This window comes from Acinetobacter sp. AR_0276, from assembly GCF_003000705.1.
GTDB lineage: Bacteria > Pseudomonadota > Gammaproteobacteria > Pseudomonadales > Moraxellaceae > Acinetobacter > Acinetobacter nosocomialis.
The window spans coordinates 3,341,484-3,356,968 of the sequence record NZ_PSQO01000004.1 but is presented as its reverse complement, the minus strand read 5'-3'; the positions used below and the strand labels follow the sequence as shown (position 1 = coordinate 3,356,968).

Below are 15,485 nucleotides of genomic sequence, written 5' to 3'. Positions count from 1 at the left end.
GAACGAGAAAGGGTTCGCGGACTGGGAAAGATAACCAGCACACCCGAAGGTGTCCCTCTCCCGTCCTGAACTGCACCCCATAAGTTAGACTTTTTAAACTTATGAGGTGTGCCCTATGCCAATTCCGAAGCATTCAAAAGAGTTAAAATTAAAAGTCATTCAAGCTTATTTAGATGGAAGTAAAGGATATAAAATCCTTTCACAAGAATTTAATGTTGATCTCCAAACCATCCGCTTATGGATTGAAAACTATAAGGCACAAGGTGAAGATGGCCTGAATGTTAAAACTAAAAAAACCTACTACTCTTCCGAATTTAAAATCAAGGCTGTACAAATGCTTCTTGATAAGATACCGGTAAGAGAAGTTAGAAGACGGTTAAATCTGAGCGGGACGTCAATTTTAAGAAGGTGGCTCGCTCAGTATCATAAAGAAGGGATTGCCGGGTTTAATACTACGAGGATTTATACCAATATGGTTAAACAACATAAAACCAAAATAACTAAACCTATAAAAGAAGACAAAGATAAATCTCAACAGGAGCTCATTGATGAAGTGACTGCTTTACGAGCAGAGGTTGCCTTTTTAAAAAAGCTAAAAGCCTTAAAACTGAAGCAACGTACTTAAATACACTTTGTACTGCAGACACTGTTCAGGTTATTTCAGAATTAAGGCAAATTTATCCATTAAAACTCTTACTCAGTATTGCAAAGATTGCTCGTAGTACTTATTTCTATCACATGAAAGCTGTACGCTCTAATGACAAATATACTGAGTTAAAACAGCAGATTAAGTCCATATATCACAAGCATAAGGGATGCTATGGCTATCGTAGAATTACTCTTGCCCTGAAAAGTACAGGAATAATAATCAACCATAAATGTGTATATCGCCTTATGAAAACCATGGGACTTAAATCACGTATCAGAGCATTGAAATATCGCTCATATAAAAGTGGTTGTGTCGGGACGGTGGCTGATAACATTATGCAACGGCAATTTAAAGCGAACCATCCCAACCAGAAATGGGCAACTGATGTGACGGAATTTAATGTTAACGGTGAAAAACTTTATCTATCACCAATTATAGATTTGTTTAATGGGGAAATTATTACTTTCCGGATCCAACGTAAACTCAATTATGAGTTAGTGAAAGATATGCTCATTCATGCCTTAGCTAAACTTAAGCGACATGAGAAACCAATTCTCCATTCAGATCAAGGATGGCAATATCAAATGGCTCATTACCAACAGCAATTAAAGCAACATGGTTTAATTCAAAGTATGTCTCGTAAAGGAAATTGCTTAGATAATGCTGTAATAGAAAGCTTCTTTGGAATATTAAAATCGGAATGCTTTCATGGAGAAAAATTTCAATCAATTGATGAATTAGAGAAAACGATACGAGAATACATTCATTATTATAATCATGAGAGAATCAAGGTGAAGCTACAAGGTTTATCCCCGGTACAATATAGAAACCAGTTTATAAAAACTGCTTAACTAACTGTCCAACTTTATGGGGTCAGATCATCCTACCGCTACGGGAGGAGACGAGGAGTTTACACATAAGAGTATCCCTCAGACGGTATAACTCTGATGTGATCTTTCACCACGGTCCGCGACGACCGTCTGGCAATGTGGCCAGCAGGCAAAGAATAGTGCCCAACCCTTTTACAGTCAAGCACACAAAATGCCATTTGTTTTAAATTAAATCATTAGAAAAGTAAGGCTAAATAATTAGTGGGTTATTGTTAAGTGGGGAAATAAAAACAGCCTTAAGATGGAATGTTTTATTTGAGCTAGAAAGATTACGTATAAGGTATATTATGTTGATTTTAAATAATCTAAATTATTCAGTATGAAAAAATTAGACTTCCAAATAAGTAAGATAACAGAAGTAAAAGATCCTATTTACTATGGAGATGATTTTTTACATTTGTATATTCATACTGAACAAGCAAGCTATATTCAATTTTTTTGCTTGGATTTGTTTTACTATGAAGACAATTTTAATGAGTTACTTGCATGTATTCTGAATAAAGAGACAAGAGCAGACTATTCATTTAGAGAATGGATTGTTAATACAGAGTTTAAAGAAATATCCATCGAAGAATTAGTAATACAAGCTAATGGTCTAATAAATCAATTAGATATGATTTTAAAAGAATCTCCAGCGAGCTTAAGTGCCAAACTCTTGAAAGAATACTTATGTACTTTAAATTTTGAAAATACTACAAATAGTTATGAAATCTTAGGTTGTTCTAAAATTGTCCCTAATAGTCCTGATGAAGGCGGCCCAAATTATCAATTTTTTTGGGAAAATAAGGGAAAATTTTACTTTTTACACATTCATTTAGAATCATAAATTCTTCTATTTAACACAATCGACGTTATCTGAAGTATAAAAAATTCTATCTGAGAAAAACTTTTCAATATAAATGTACTCAGATGTTTTATACTAGGTTTAATATACTAACTTTATTCAAGCCAATAGATCATATCTAAAACTATGGAAAGAAATGAATACCAAGAAGAAAAACACACAAAGTTCATTTATTCGAGTAAAAGACGTATTCAACGAAGGGTTCTACAATTAGAGAAACTTACAGCCGAGGCCATTCATAACTATATTCACCTCAACTACAAAGATGAATGGTTTGAAAGTAACTTTTCAATTTTAAGTTGTTGGAAATTCTCTAAAAAAGACTTTGATAATGCCGACAAATTTTGGTGTGATGCCATTTATTTTGAAGACTTTCATATAGAAAATGAACGAGTATTTACTTTTAATGGACACGCATGGATTGGCTTGGCAAGTAATGTCGACTCTGAATGGAAAGTTCCAGTCTCAGGCAAATTTTTTATCAGTTCAAATGGGAAAACTTTAAAAAGCTATACCTTAACTTTTTACAATGAAAGTCAGGAATTAGTTTTAGCAAAAAATAGCAAATGCTAAAAACATAAAAATAAGATCTCCCCTTTTGCAGTCAAGAATGAGTGCATTATTTTTAAGTGAGGGTTTAAAAGGGGAAATAAAAAACAACTACGGGAGGCTATTTTTTAGACTAGGAATCATTTGTTAATTTGATATAAACCTAATTTATCTTTTTATTTAATTTCTGAGTTATTTGCATTAATTTATTATTAACTTCTTTAATATCATCACGAATAGCTCGATTTAAAAAACTATCAATATTATGAAAACTTCTTTTTTCATTTTCTATATTCGTAAACATTTTATTCAAACATTGATTTAATACTTTATAAATCTCATTTAATTCACTTTTATACAAACAATTAGATTGTCTTAACCTTTCATCTAGCTCTTGATTTATTTGAAATAATCCCAATTCAAAAAAAGTGTTTTTTAAAAATTTCCTCTGTTCTTCTAAAGAAGCTAATTGATTTATTTCATTTTGTTTCTCTTGAATTAATAATATGAGATCGAATTCGCATAAATCCTGAAATTTTATAAGCTGATTACATATATTTCTTGCATTTAAAAATTTATCTTGTTCTTTCCAAGCATCTAGTGATTGTACGACAAACACTAGGCCAATTACTGCGATCAAAATTGATAAATAATCACCTAATGATAAAAACTCCAAGCAATATTTTCTTTGGCAGAAATTATTCATCCAACCTTTTAATACTCCTACCATAGCAACATAGTAGCCCAAAAGCAGTACTATCACTAAGAAAGTAGTTATAAAAATTTTCTTCATTTTTAAGTACTAAATATTCTAATAGCTGTGCTAGATTTTATAGAAATGTTTACAGTTTATCCAACCCAGTAATGACTGATCCGTGTTGTAAGTTCAATGAAATTAATAGAAAAATGCAAATATAATTAAAAAATGTTTTTCAGTTTTTTACTTTCTAACAAAGTTCACATTAAAAAAATTTCCTTATCTCAATTTTTAAGAATAGTAATCTTTAGATTAAACCCAGCAATCTATAGAGTTCAACGGAATTAACATGAGTATTTTTCTAATCCGACATGCTGAAAGTGAAGCCAATATTAATGGTAAGACCCTTTCACATGCTTCAATTGCTTTAAGTGAACATGGGCATAAACAAGCTCAAGTACTGTGTTCAAAACTACCCGTGATTGATCATGTGATTGTGTCTCAATATTTGCGTACACATCAAACCGCCCTTCCACTCTTAGAAAAATATAATCTCAATTTTGAAGTAGATGAGCATTTGCATGAGTTTAGCTATTTGTCAGAGCGTAAATGTGCCAATACCAATATGGATGATCGTAAAGCTTGGGTAAATGCTTACTGGGAGAAAATGGATTATCAGCATAAAGATGCCGATGATGCAGAATCTTTTGAAGATCTATATATACGAGTTCAAGCTTTCCATGAGAAGTTAAAGGCATTGACTGAAAATTATGTCCAAAAGAATTTGGCTGTTTTTAGCCACGGACAGTTTTTACAGCTTTTGATGATGCAGATACAACAACCTCAACCACTTTCAAAAGATTTAATGCAGCAGTTTAGATACAACTTGGTTAATCAACCAATTAGAAATACTCAGGTTTTTACTTATTGAACTGATAAATTTCGTATAAGCTACCTTTAGTTTTTTTAGGAAAAACGTTAAAGAAAAAAATCTATGTGTGAATGTCAAAATGTCGGTGATTTTTTTGTATGCCCTGACAGCTTTTCAAATATTTTCAGCCATAATTATGAAATGAAACATAGGTTTCCTCACTACATCATTCAAGAGGCTCCATGCGAAGAAACTCATCCAAAATTTGATTATAGTGAGTTTTATTATGTCTGCTCTGAGTGCGAGCAAGCATGGTATTTCGAGTGTTATCCAGATACACCAACAGCACCTATTTTTGGAATTAAACTTTCAAATGTGAACCAAACCTTAAGCCAAAATCGAATAAACAGTATTAAGCAATTCTTAGTTGTTTTAGCTCATGAAGGCTTTTCAGAAAACAAGTGCATTCATAAAGGCTGTACGGACTATTCACTTAACGGAATTAACGTATGTCTTAATCACTTTGGTTACAAGTTGAGTACCTGATAAGTTTTGTTCTAGATCTAAGGCATATCACGGCGCAAGCCTGTAACACGTAGATGTAAATAAAGCGACTCTATTATTTAAACCGTCTGTGATTACCACTTCATAATGCGCAAATTTTTTACTACTACCGACCTTGGTTGCCGTTGCAAATAACACCCTATCTTTCGCACCGCTCATATAGCGAATATCAGCCTGTAGGCCAGTATATGGCGCATCCCCTGCATTACAAGCCATCGCAAAAGCAATATCAGCTAATGAAAATATGATCCCACCATGTACGCCGCCCAATGCATTCATGTGCTCGTCTTTCACATTAAGCTTGCAACGCGCTTCATCAAAACTGCGATGCAGCACTTGTACACCCAATAGTTCTGCGAATTGATCAACCGCAGTAGTTTCCATATTTTGCACAAACGTCTCCCTACTCGTGCGAGTATTCCTTAAGTGTTATGAATCTATCTATATTGAAATCGACTTGTTAAGAGCCGTTAAACGCTATCTTGTTTAATCTGATAGTTTGAAGAACTAAAGTCCTTATAGGTTAGGCGGTCATCCAACTCTGAAGTTAGAGGCTGAACTTCTTGCATTGAATTTAGGCATCGCTGTGCAAGCTCAATGTATTCTTGCGTACCGCGGGTTTTCCACTTTTTTTCTTGTTCTGATAAATCACGTGCAACCTTGGCAGGACTACCCATTGCCAAAACATTTGCCGGAATTATATCTTTGGTTTTGACCAGACTATTTGCACCAATAATGGTGTTTTCACCAATTTCGGCATAGTCCAAAATTACGCTGTTCATGCCGACCAAAACATTTTTACCAATGCGGCAGCCATGTAAAGTTGTGCCATGCCCAATGTGCCCCATTTCCTCAACTAAAGTCACGCTTTGTGGAAAGCCATGTACGGTGCAGCTATCTTGTATATTGGCATTTTGCTTAATATGAATACGGCCAAAATCGGCACGCAATGAGGCAAATGGCCCTACATATACGCCCGCTTCAATAATCACATCACCAATTAAAACAGCAGTTGGGTGTACAAAAGCCTCTGGGCTGACCACGGGAATAACACCGTCAATACTATAACAAGGCATGATTTAACCTCTCATTTGTTGCCACCAAACCTCCGAAACGGCGCCAATAATGTGCTGTGGCATTTGGCATTGGTCCTTCTGCTGTTGCGGCAACAGACAAGAAGTATTCATCGGCAGGTTCAAATACTTTTTTATAAATATTCATTGATAAAGTTCGTGCACCAATCGCGGGCCAGTCAGTTGGCAACAACTCAAGCGGTAGTGCTGGGTCTTTCAATAAAATCCGTCGATAGTAATGAATCAGCAAAGTTCGAATTTGAAAGGCCTGAACCGGTTCGAGTTGTTCGTTTTCCTGCATCAGCAACACGCCAATTTCTCTAAAAATATCGAGAAACTGTAAATATCTTTGGCGTAATTCATCGATGGGCCAGTTGGTTCTGAGCATACGACCAATGGTATCGACCGAATTATTAAAAAGCTGCAAGGTTTCGGCTTTAAACACCACCACTTGCTCACTCATATTTAAGTCAACCAACAAGCGTTGCAATTCAATACGGTTACAACCCGGATAAGCCATTAGGTTTGTAGAAATATTGGCAAATCCTAACCATTCGAGTTCTTTCTTTAACAACGCTTTATTTTCAGTGTCGAGGCTAGACATCAGAATAAGGTCCCAATAATGATCCCACTCTTTCATCTGGTCGTTATAAATACGTTGTTCGGCTTGCAAATAAGTCGAACGGCTCGAATCGGTAATGCGATAAAAACTGGTTCTACCGATTTTGTCCGAACATAACCAATCATTTTTAACTAAACGAAAAACAGAGGTTCTTACAGCGCGGTCATTAAAACCAAATAGCTCTAATAACTGAATCAGGCTTGCAAGACTAATGTTTCCACCTCTATGAAGTACTGAATCTCCAAAAATTGTCGAAATAAGCGAAGTTCCACTTAAGGTTTCATTCTTTACAACAGAATCAATTATTTGCTGTATTTTTGCACTCATACTCATGTCTTGGCGTTTAGTTTCAGGGTATAGATTCTATACCCTGAATGATCTTGATGTTAAGCAATCTGACGCATATCGATTACCCGCTTTGCCTTACCTTCCGAACGAGGTAAGGTCGCTTCTGTCACAACTTCTACAGTAACGCTAATCCCAATCATGGTTTTAATGCGTTTCATCAACTCCTGAGCAAGTTGATTGGCCTGTATAGTACAGTTATGACACATCTCTGTACGAATATGCAAAGTATCCATATGGCCTTTTTTAGTCACCAAAATTTCATAATTTGGAACTAAATGTGGAACTTGCAAAATTTGCTCTTCAATCTGAGTCGGGAAAACGTTCACGCCGCGAATAATCAGCATGTCGTCACTACGACCCACAATTTTATCCATTTTGCGCATCGCTAGATTTTCACCCGGTAGCAAGCGGGTCAAATCACGGGTACGGTAACGAATAATCGGTAAGCCTTCTTTGGTAATGGTGGTAAAGACTAGCTCGCCAAGTTCGCCATCTTTACAGACTTCACCCGTTTCAGGGTTAATAATTTCTGGGTAGAAATGATCTTCCCAAATGGTTAGTCCCTCGCCCTCACCTAAACACTGCATTGCAACGCCCGGACCCATCACCTCAGACAAACCATAAATATCGAGTGCTTTAATATTTAAGCGTTCTTCAATTTCACGGCGCAGTTCGTTGGTCCACGGCTCGGCACCAAAAATACCCACTTTTAAAGACGTATTACGTGCAGTTCCAAATTGCTGTTCAAGCTTTTCAATAATACTCACGCAATACGATGGCGTAACCATAATTGCAGTCGGTTTAAAGTCTTGAATAAGCTGAACTTGCTTTTCAGTTTGCCCGCCAGACATTGGAATAACTGTTGCACCTAAACGCTCGGCACCATAATGTGCACCTAAACCACCTGTAAATAGTCCATAGCCATAAGCCACCTGAACCATATCTTTCGCGGTTAAACCTGCCATGCGTAAGCAACGCGCAACAATGTCCGACCACGTATTAATATCTTTTTGGGTATAACCCACCACGGTCGGTTTACCCGTTGTACCCGATGATGCATGTAAACGTACAATTTGCTCTTGTGGTACGGCAAACATCCCAAACGGATAGTTGTCTCTTAAATCCTGTTTGGTGGTAAATGGAAACTTCGCCAGATCGTCTAAAGTGACGAAGTCATCAGGATGTACACCTGCTTCATCGAACTTTTTCTTATAGACCGGACTATTTTCATATACAAAAGTCAGGGTTTGTTTTAACCGTTTAGTTTGCAGTTCTCTAAGCTCTGCAAGTGTTAATTGTTCAACATTATCCGTTGTAAGGCTGTCCATCGCCTATCTCCTCATTATGTAATTTTTAAAACCGTCTAAATTAATTTAAATTTTCCAAAATCAGTGCAACGCCTTGTCCCACACCCACACACATCGTGCAAAGTGCATAGCGTCCACCTCGTTTTTTTAGCTCACGTGTTGCCGTAATCACTAAGCGTGTACCGCTCATACCTAGCGGATGCCCTAATGCAATCGCACCACCATTTGGGTTAACGCGTTCATCATCATCTTTTAGACCGAGTTCACGCATACAAGCCAAAGATTGGGCTGCGAATGCTTCATTCAGTTCAATCACATCCATCTGATCTAGCGTTAAACCTGTTTGCTTTAAAATTTTCTGCACAGCCGGAACAGGACCTATACCCATATATTTGGGTTCAACCCCCGAACTTGCAATGCCAATCACGCGCGCTAAAGGTTTTAAACCATGTGCATTTGCAAATTCACGGTTGGCAATTAACACACAGGCTGCTCCGTCATTTACACCAGAGGCATTTCCGGCAGTCACCGAGCCACCTTCTTTTTTAAACGGCGCTTTTAGTTTTGCGAGTGCTTCAAGTGTCGTTTCACGCGGATGTTCATCGCGATTAACAACGTTCACGTTTTTCTTACGGTCTACAATCTCGACAGGCAAAATCTCGTCGTTAAAGAAACCGTTTTGTTGGGCAGCAGCCGTTTTTTGTTGGCTACGCAATGCAAACGCATCTTGGTCTTCACGACTAATTTGATATTTTTCAGCTACATTTTCGGCAGTTTCAGGCATGCTGTCTGTGCCGTATTGCGCTTTGAGTTGCTTATTTACAAAGCGCCAGCCAATGGTGGTGTCATAAATTTCAGGTGTACGGCTAAACGCTTCTGTTGGTTTAGCTTGTACAAATGGCGCACGACTCATTGACTCAACGCCACCCGCCAACACAAACTGTGCTTCACCTGCCTTAATTGAGCGTGCTGCAAGGCCTACTGCATCTAAGCCAGAGGCGCACAGGCGATTGACTGTCATCGCTGGCACTGTATCAGGTAAGCCTGCTAACAGTGTTGCCATACGTGCAACGTTACGGTTGTCTTCACCTGCTTGGTTAGCACATCCTAAAAATACTTCGTCTACCGTATTCCACGGTAGGTTCGGGTGTTTATCTTTTAAATATTTGATGGGCAATGCAGCTAAATCATCTGCACGTACTGCACTTAGGGCACCTGCATATCGTCCAATTGGGGTACGAATAAAATCACAAATTAAAACGTCTTCCATGTTGACTCCTGATTATGCAAATTCGGTCATATCACGTGAATATTGAGTAGCAATGTTTTGAGTTTTTGCTACATATTGCTTGAGGTAGATACTCGCGCGATATTTTTCCTCTCCATACAGTGCATATAAGTTATTTAAGGTTTGGAGCACATAAGCACCGCCCATTTGTGTCAACCACTGGTAAGGACCCTTAGGATAATTCACTCCATATTTCATGGCATTATCAATATCTTCCAGACTCGCAACACCATGTAAACTTGCTTCGCAGGCTTCATTAATGAGTAAAGCGATGGTGCGTAAAGTTAACAGTGCCGGATGGTCTTTAATCCACATCACACTCATACCAAACTGTGCAAAGTAAGCCTCAACTTTAGCCAGATCACTTGCTTCACAAAGCTCGTTATGACTGAGTACTAAAGCCTCTGCGTGCTCAAAATCATGATGCCAGTCCATTAAAACCACTTTACGGCTTAGGTAATGAATATTGGCTGACTCACCTTGGCTTAAACGCAAGTCGATATCATCAATTTGAAGGATATTGTCGTCACTCGCAGATCCGCTTTTTAAACCTAAACGCGTTAAAAAAGCAGGTAGCTGAGACCAAGTCCCTTTTAGCTCTACATGGGCATCAATTGGTTTGGCAACCACAGCTTGAGGCTGAAATGTCTCGTACTGATTTTTTTCGTTATAGGTATAAAAGCCCTGTTTTGATTTACGGCCCCAAGCACCTGCATCGACTAATTCTTTTTGAATGAGGCTTGGACGGTAGCGTGGCTCGTAAAAAAACTCTTGGTAAACGCTTTGCGTCACCGAAAAGTTAACATCTTGCCCAATGAGGTCGGTAAGTTCACACGGCCCCATCGCAAAACCGCCGCATTGCTTCAAAGCATAATCTAGCTGGTCGTAGCTAGTGACTTGTTCTTGCAGTGCTCTAAAGCCTTCTGCATAAAACGGACGTGCAATTCGGTTAACAATAAACCCAGGGGTCGACTTGGTGAGTACCGGAATTTTTTTCCAATTCAACATCAAGTTTTTTAAAGCCAAACATAAGCTGTTTGGGGTTTTTAAGCCTTGTACAATTTCAACCAGTTTCATAACTGGTGCAGGGTTAAAAAAGTGTAAACCCACTATGCGCTCAGGGTGAGCAATGCCCGCCGAAATTGCAGTCACCGAAATTGAAGATGTATTGCTTGCAAAAATGGTTTGCGCACTACAAATCTCAGCGAGTTGCTTAAATAAAGACTGTTTAACTTCTTTTTTCTCAACCACTGCTTCAATGACTAAGTCAGCCTCACTTAAAGCTTCAATTTGATTGACCACCGTTAAACGCGCTAAAGCTTCATCCGCTTGCTGTTGTGTGAGCTTGCTCTTTTCAACCAGCTTTTTAAATGTCTGCCCTAAGCCGTGAACGGCTTGTTGCGCTTTTTGAGCGTCCAGATCATATAAAACGGTCGAGTGCCCATTAACGATGGCTAACTGGGCAATGCCGATGCCCATGGTGCCAGAACCAATGACGGCAATTCGGGCACGAGATAAGTCTAAATCTGTCATGCTTAGCGCCCTTTAAAATTTGGTTCACGTTTATTCATAAAGGCTTGTACCCCTTCACGATAATCTTCGGAACGACCCGCAATACGTTGTAAATCTCGCTCTAACAGCATTTGCTCATCAAAGGTGTTATTGCTTGATTGATGAATCGCTTTTTTAATGAGAGATAGACCAAAAGTAGGCTGTTTCGCTAAACGCTCCGCCAGTTCAGTCACTTTTGCTTTAAGCTCAGCGTCTTCAACCACATCCCAAATCATGCCCCATTCTTTTGCAGTTTCTGCTGGGAGCTTGTCACCTAACAAAGCCAATCCCATCGCACGTGCATGGCCTACAGCACGTGGTAAAAACCATGTACCCGCAGAGTCTGGAACCAAACCTAAGCGACAAAATGCTTGTACGAAGTTTGCCGATTTAGCTGCAATCACCAAGTCACACGCCAGTGCAATATTTGCCCCTGCACCTGCTGCCACGCCATTTACGGCGCAAATCACAGGCTTTGGCATATTTACAATCATTTTAATGAGCGGGTTATAGTAAGTTTCAATGGAATATCCTAAATCTGGAGCTTCAGCGTTTGGGTCAACTACGCGATCACCTAAATCTTGCCCTGCACAAAAGCCGCGACCTTCGCCACTAATCACCACACAGCGAACATCCGGATTTTTGGTCCATTGGTTTAAAACCTCAGCCACTTCACGGTGCATATCAACATTAAAGCTATTCAGTGCTTTTGGGCGGTTAAATGTTAGGTAGCCAACACCATTTTTTTCTTCAGCAATAATATTTTGATAGTCCATCACTCACCTCTAAACACTGGCTTTCTTTTCTCAAAGAAAGCATTAATCCCTTCGTTTCGATCTTTTGTAGCCGCCAGCCAGACAAAGTTTTGACGTTCAAACTTGAGTCCCTGACTTAACGTTGTTTCATGAATACTTTTAATTGATTGTTTAATCACACGAATCGCTAAAGGCGCTTGTTTGGCAATTTTGGCTGCCAGTTGAACCGCATATTCAACGGTTAATTCAGTCGGCACCACTTGACTGCAAATGCCATGTTGCTCTGCCTGTTTTGCCGAAATCATTTCCCCTGTCATAGCCCAGCGCATGGTGAGTTGTTGTCCAACCAAGCGAGCTAAACGCTGTGTTCCGCCGGCACCCGGCAACATCCCTAAGGTAATTTCAGGTAAAGCAAAACGAGCATTTTCACCGCAAACGACCATATCTGAATGCAAAACCAACTCGAACCCAGCGCCTAAGGCATAGCCATTGACTGCACTAATCAGTGGCTTACTAAACGCATCAATTTTCTGCCAAAGCTTCGGGCGAATATCGAGTTGCAAAGACACCGCGTCCATTGCAGCTAGCTCACTAAGATCTGCTCCAGCCGCAAAACACTGAGCCTTACCCGTTAAAACCACTGCTTTGACTTGAGCATTATGTTCAGCTTCTTCAAGCAACTCGCACAAACACTGCAATGTTGCATTGTTTAAAGCATTTCTTTTTTCCGGACGGTTTAAGGTTAATAACAAAACACCGTCAGCAGCTGTACTGGCTTTGATCAACTCTTGCATGACAGCCTCTATTCATCAAAACTCAAGCGAACATTTGAGCCTTTTGGTAAGGTCTGGCAGCTCAGCACATAGCCCTTTTCAACTTCATCTTCTTCAAGACTATAGTTAAGGAACATGTCGACTTCGCCTGAAAGTACCTTACAGCGACAGGTCGCGCACACCCCCCCTTTACATGCATACGGTAAGTCGGCACCTGCACGTAAAGCCGCATCAAGAATACTTTCATCATCTTGAGCCACAGAAACAATCAGTTCACGGCCATCTAAAATGATGTTTACTTTTTCTTCTTTACGGTTTGCATCCGCTTCAACACTACGTTTACGCGCTTGTCCTGTATGGAAACGTTCGGTGTGAATGCGCTCTTTGGCAATACCAAATTTTGGTAAAGTATTTTCTACGGCATTCATCATTTCGTCTGGGCCGCAGGCAAACACATGGTCAAAGTTTGTTTCAAGCACTTCAAAATCAAAAAGCTGTTTAAGCTTTTCTGCATCAATACGACCGTTCATTAGCTCACTATCGTTGAACTCACGAGAAAAAATATTGATGAGTTGAAAGCGTTCTTTAAACTGATCCTTCAAATCCATAATTTGCTCGGCAAACATGGTTTGTTTCCATGAACGATTGCCATAGAGCAAGGTAAAATTAGCTTCAGGTTGTTCAAATAAAACTTGTTTAATAATTGATAAAATTGGCGTGATACCACTACCCGCAGCAACGCCTAAATAGTTTTGTCCGCCCATCTTGGCTGCTTTTTGAAAAAACACGCCTTGTGGTGGCATCACTTCAAGCACATCGCCCACTTTTAAATGGTCATTTGCCCAGTTTGAAAATTGACCCTGATCAATCTTTTTAACCGCAATACTGATGTCTTCTTTGCCCGCATAGCTACAAATTGAATAACAACGGCGGATTTCACCCGCTTCGGTTAAATGGCGAATGGTTAGATGTTGCCCCGGTTGAAAATGAAATTGTTCTTGTTGTTCAGGTACAACGTCAAATGCAATACAAATTGCCTGATCGGTTTGCGGCGTAATACTTTTTACTTTTAATGGTACAAATTGGCTCATGGCTGATTTCCTTATCTAAAGACTTAAATACATTTGAAGTAATCAAAAGGCTCAAGACAGTCCTGACATTTATAAAGTGCTTTACAGGCGGTGGAACTAAACTCTGTTAACAGTCGGGTATGTCGGCTTTTACAACGTGGGCACTCAACACCATCATTTAAATGAACGTGAGTTCCACACTGATGCGCCAACCCTTCAGGTGGTGCAATGCCATAAACTTGCAGTTTCTTTTTCCCTGCTTCAGACATCCAGTCCGTGGTCCATGCTTCTGATAAATCGACCATGACTTTGACCGGTGTCAAAGCTTCTGCGGTAAATGCCTCAACAATTTGTGCTTTAAGCATATCTGTTGCTGGGCATCCGCTATATGTCGGAGTTAGACGAACAATAATTTCTTGTTGATCGTTAATCTCTACACCGCGGATCATGCCTAAATCGACAACCGATAAAACCGGAATTTCAGGGTCACTTACCGTTTGTAGAACATCCCAACATTGGTCGATGCAATGACGAATCATTTGCATGGCTCACCTCCTTGTCTTACCAGGTCATGCCCGGATAAGTTCTTTGAATACATTGCATTTCAGCCAACAAATAACCTAAATGCTCGGTATGCAATCCTTGTTTCGCACCACGGCGATAAGCACCGTTTACAGCAACATTTAATTCAAAGCGCTTAAGCTCATCTGCAATGGTTTGGTTCCATTGTTCTTTTTCATTTGAAAAATCTGGAATCACGCCTTCTGCAACCAATGCTTGTTCGTCTGCACTCAGTTCAAATAATTCAGCGGTAAAACGCCATAAATTATTTAATCCGTCTTGCACACGTTGATGTGCTTCATCTGTGCTTAAACTTAAACGTTCCATCCAGCTTGTCGAAAAACGGATGTGATACTTCACTTCTTTTAAAGATTTCACAGCAAGCGCACTTAATTCAGGAAGTGAGCTTTGCGCTAAAGCCGTAAATAAATGAAAATGGTAATGGTCCATCAACCACTGGCGCACAATCGTTTGAGCAAAATCGCCATTCGGTTGTTCACACAACAATAGGTTTAAAAACTCACGTTCAGTACGGAAATACGCAAGTTGGTCTTCATCACGTTTAGCTTCATCGTATTGACCAGCCAAAGTCAGAAAGTTTCTTGCCTGACCCAATAAGTCCAAGCCGATATTTGCTAAGGCAATATCAATTTCTAGCTCAGGTGCATGCCCGCACCATTCAGCCAAACGCTGAGATAAAACCAGTTGACTATCACCAATATGTAATAAGAATTTAGATAAAACTGAATGATTCATTTGCCATTCCCCTTACATGTGCTCAATGCCGTCTGGGATATGGTAAAAAGTCGGATGACGATAAACCTTGTCTAAAGAAGGATCGAAAAATTCAGCTTTTTCATCTGGCTGTGATGACTTAATCAGTTCTGAACGAACCACCCAAATGCTAATTCCTTCATTACGGCGCGTGTAAACATCACGGGCATGCTGTAGTGCGATTTCATCATCAGGTGCTCTTAAGCTGCCTACATGACGGTGGCTTAAGCCTTGTTTACTACGTACAAATACTTCGTAGAGCGACCAGTTGTTTTTATCTTCCATTTTTATTTCCTCAA

At 39.3% G+C, this 15,485-nt stretch carries 19 protein-coding genes; 6 read left to right on the top strand and 13 right to left on the bottom strand.

Going from position 1 to position 15,485, the window contains the following annotated elements; all coding sequences use genetic code 11:
- The first annotated feature begins 115 nt into the window (after nt 1–115).
- The 4 genes from CSB87_RS17035 to CSB87_RS17020 all read left to right on the top strand — a co-directional run bounded on the left by CSB87_RS17035 (nt 116) and on the right by CSB87_RS17020 (nt 2,956).
- Nucleotides 116–625 (top strand): helix-turn-helix domain-containing protein, encoded by a 510-nt coding sequence (locus CSB87_RS17035; protein WP_004886316.1) that lies wholly within the window; start codon nt 116–118, stop codon nt 623–625.
- 32 nt (nt 626–657) lie between these two features.
- Nucleotides 658–1,500, top strand: coding sequence for an IS3 family transposase (locus tag CSB87_RS17030; RefSeq protein ID WP_125305425.1), 843 nt, complete (start codon nt 658–660; stop codon nt 1,498–1,500).
- Nucleotides 1,501–1,858: 358 nt separating this feature from the next.
- A complete protein-coding gene (locus CSB87_RS19900) occupies nt 1,859–2,365 on the top strand; it encodes a hypothetical protein (protein WP_004887766.1) in 507 nt (168 codons plus the stop codon).
- Nucleotides 2,366–2,509: 144 nt separating this feature from the next.
- Complete coding sequence (locus tag CSB87_RS17020; RefSeq protein ID WP_004887767.1) at nt 2,510–2,956, top strand: hypothetical protein; 447 nt, start codon at nt 2,510–2,512, stop codon at nt 2,954–2,956.
- A 139-nt stretch (nt 2,957–3,095) separates the two neighbouring features.
- On the opposite strand, the gene CSB87_RS17015 is transcribed toward CSB87_RS17020, so the two are convergent.
- Complete coding sequence (locus tag CSB87_RS17015; protein ID WP_004887769.1) at nt 3,096–3,725, bottom strand: hypothetical protein; 630 nt, start codon at nt 3,723–3,725, stop codon at nt 3,096–3,098.
- A 253-nt stretch (nt 3,726–3,978) separates the two neighbouring features.
- Here CSB87_RS17015 and CSB87_RS17010 point away from each other — a divergent pair, with 253 nt between their 5' ends.
- Entirely contained in the window at nt 3,979–4,560 is a 582-nt protein-coding gene (locus tag CSB87_RS17010) for a histidine phosphatase family protein (protein ID WP_004887771.1), read from the top strand.
- Between the two features lie 63 nt (nt 4,561–4,623).
- Complete coding sequence (locus tag CSB87_RS20200) at nt 4,624–5,046, top strand: hypothetical protein (RefSeq protein WP_004887773.1); 423 nt, start codon at nt 4,624–4,626, stop codon at nt 5,044–5,046.
- 27 nt (nt 5,047–5,073) lie between these two features.
- On the opposite strand, the gene CSB87_RS17000 is transcribed toward CSB87_RS20200, so the two are convergent.
- The 12 genes from CSB87_RS17000 to paaB all read right to left on the bottom strand — a co-directional run bounded on the left by CSB87_RS17000 (nt 5,074) and on the right by paaB (nt 15,471).
- Entirely contained in the window at nt 5,074–5,457 is a 384-nt protein-coding gene (locus CSB87_RS17000; RefSeq protein WP_004887775.1) for a PaaI family thioesterase, read from the bottom strand.
- A 77-nt stretch (nt 5,458–5,534) separates the two neighbouring features.
- Nucleotides 5,535–6,140, bottom strand: coding sequence for a DapH/DapD/GlmU-related protein (locus CSB87_RS16995; RefSeq protein WP_004887777.1), 606 nt, complete (start codon nt 6,138–6,140; stop codon nt 5,535–5,537).
- Nucleotides 6,127–7,092, bottom strand: coding sequence for a PaaX family transcriptional regulator C-terminal domain-containing protein (locus tag CSB87_RS16990; RefSeq protein WP_004887779.1), 966 nt, complete (start codon nt 7,090–7,092; stop codon nt 6,127–6,129). Before CSB87_RS16990 ends, CSB87_RS16995 begins: the two co-directional genes overlap by 14 nt.
- A 53-nt stretch (nt 7,093–7,145) precedes the next feature.
- The gene (gene paaK / locus CSB87_RS16985) at nt 7,146–8,435 is read right to left on the bottom strand and encodes a phenylacetate--CoA ligase PaaK (protein WP_000377865.1); all 1,290 of its coding nucleotides are present in this window, start codon (nt 8,433–8,435) and stop codon (nt 7,146–7,148) included.
- Between the two features lie 40 nt (nt 8,436–8,475).
- A complete protein-coding gene (gene pcaF / locus CSB87_RS16980) occupies nt 8,476–9,684 on the bottom strand; it encodes a 3-oxoadipyl-CoA thiolase (RefSeq protein WP_004887781.1) in 1,209 nt (402 codons plus the stop codon).
- A gap of 12 nt (nt 9,685–9,696) precedes the next feature.
- Nucleotides 9,697–11,235: a 3-hydroxyacyl-CoA dehydrogenase gene (locus CSB87_RS16975; protein WP_004887782.1), complete on the bottom strand. Its 1,539-nt coding sequence runs from the start codon at nt 11,233–11,235 to the stop codon at nt 9,697–9,699.
- 2 nt (nt 11,236–11,237) lie between these two features.
- The gene (gene paaG / locus CSB87_RS16970; protein WP_004887785.1) at nt 11,238–12,029 is read right to left on the bottom strand and encodes a 2-(1,2-epoxy-1,2-dihydrophenyl)acetyl-CoA isomerase PaaG; all 792 of its coding nucleotides are present in this window, start codon (nt 12,027–12,029) and stop codon (nt 11,238–11,240) included.
- Nucleotides 12,029–12,802, bottom strand: coding sequence for an enoyl-CoA hydratase-related protein (locus CSB87_RS16965; protein ID WP_004887787.1), 774 nt, complete (start codon nt 12,800–12,802; stop codon nt 12,029–12,031). Before CSB87_RS16965 ends, paaG begins: the two co-directional genes overlap by 1 nt.
- An 8-nt stretch (nt 12,803–12,810) precedes the next feature.
- Nucleotides 12,811–13,872 (bottom strand): 1,2-phenylacetyl-CoA epoxidase subunit PaaE, encoded by a 1,062-nt coding sequence (gene paaE / locus CSB87_RS16960; protein WP_004887788.1) that lies wholly within the window; start codon nt 13,870–13,872, stop codon nt 12,811–12,813.
- Between the two features lie 23 nt (nt 13,873–13,895).
- Nucleotides 13,896–14,396 (bottom strand): 1,2-phenylacetyl-CoA epoxidase subunit PaaD, encoded by a 501-nt coding sequence (gene paaD / locus CSB87_RS16955; protein ID WP_001177938.1) that lies wholly within the window; start codon nt 14,394–14,396, stop codon nt 13,896–13,898.
- A 16-nt stretch (nt 14,397–14,412) separates the two neighbouring features.
- Nucleotides 14,413–15,168, bottom strand: coding sequence for a 1,2-phenylacetyl-CoA epoxidase subunit PaaC (gene paaC / locus CSB87_RS16950; RefSeq protein ID WP_004709493.1), 756 nt, complete (start codon nt 15,166–15,168; stop codon nt 14,413–14,415).
- A gap of 12 nt (nt 15,169–15,180) precedes the next feature.
- Nucleotides 15,181–15,471, bottom strand: coding sequence for a 1,2-phenylacetyl-CoA epoxidase subunit PaaB (gene paaB, locus CSB87_RS16945; RefSeq protein WP_000389648.1), 291 nt, complete (start codon nt 15,469–15,471; stop codon nt 15,181–15,183).
- Between the last annotated feature and the right edge of the window lie 14 nt (nt 15,472–15,485).

Excerpts from the sequence above, each read along its gene's own strand:
- CSB87_RS17035 (WP_004886316.1), top strand. The coding sequence starts at position 116 with ATGCCAATTCCGAAGCATTCAAAAGAGTTAAAATTAAAAGTCATTCAA.
- CSB87_RS19900 (WP_004887766.1), top strand. The coding sequence starts at position 1,859 with ATGAAAAAATTAGACTTCCAAATAAGTAAGATAACAGAAGTAAAAGAT.
- CSB87_RS17020 (WP_004887767.1), top strand. The coding sequence starts at position 2,510 with ATGGAAAGAAATGAATACCAAGAAGAAAAACACACAAAGTTCATTTAT.
- CSB87_RS17015 (WP_004887769.1), bottom strand. The coding sequence starts at position 3,725 with ATGAAGAAAATTTTTATAACTACTTTCTTAGTGATAGTACTGCTTTTG.
- CSB87_RS17010 (WP_004887771.1), top strand. The coding sequence starts at position 3,979 with ATGAGTATTTTTCTAATCCGACATGCTGAAAGTGAAGCCAATATTAAT.
- CSB87_RS20200 (WP_004887773.1), top strand. The coding sequence starts at position 4,624 with ATGTGTGAATGTCAAAATGTCGGTGATTTTTTTGTATGCCCTGACAGC.
- CSB87_RS16995 (WP_004887777.1), bottom strand. The coding sequence starts at position 6,140 with ATGCCTTGTTATAGTATTGACGGTGTTATTCCCGTGGTCAGCCCAGAG.
- CSB87_RS16990 (WP_004887779.1), bottom strand. The coding sequence starts at position 7,092 with ATGAGTATGAGTGCAAAAATACAGCAAATAATTGATTCTGTTGTAAAG.
- paaK (WP_000377865.1), bottom strand. The coding sequence starts at position 8,435 with ATGGACAGCCTTACAACGGATAATGTTGAACAATTAACACTTGCAGAG.
- pcaF (WP_004887781.1), bottom strand. The coding sequence starts at position 9,684 with ATGGAAGACGTTTTAATTTGTGATTTTATTCGTACCCCAATTGGACGA.
- CSB87_RS16975 (WP_004887782.1), bottom strand. The coding sequence starts at position 11,235 with ATGACAGATTTAGACTTATCTCGTGCCCGAATTGCCGTCATTGGTTCT.
- paaG (WP_004887785.1), bottom strand. The coding sequence starts at position 12,029 with ATGGACTATCAAAATATTATTGCTGAAGAAAAAAATGGTGTTGGCTAC.
- CSB87_RS16965 (WP_004887787.1), bottom strand. The coding sequence starts at position 12,802 with ATGCAAGAGTTGATCAAAGCCAGTACAGCTGCTGACGGTGTTTTGTTA.
- paaE (WP_004887788.1), bottom strand. The coding sequence starts at position 13,872 with ATGAGCCAATTTGTACCATTAAAAGTAAAAAGTATTACGCCGCAAACC.
- paaD (WP_001177938.1), bottom strand. The coding sequence starts at position 14,396 with ATGCAAATGATTCGTCATTGCATCGACCAATGTTGGGATGTTCTACAA.
- paaC (WP_004709493.1), bottom strand. The coding sequence starts at position 15,168 with ATGAATCATTCAGTTTTATCTAAATTCTTATTACATATTGGTGATAGT.
- paaB (WP_000389648.1), bottom strand. The coding sequence starts at position 15,471 with ATGGAAGATAAAAACAACTGGTCGCTCTACGAAGTATTTGTACGTAGT.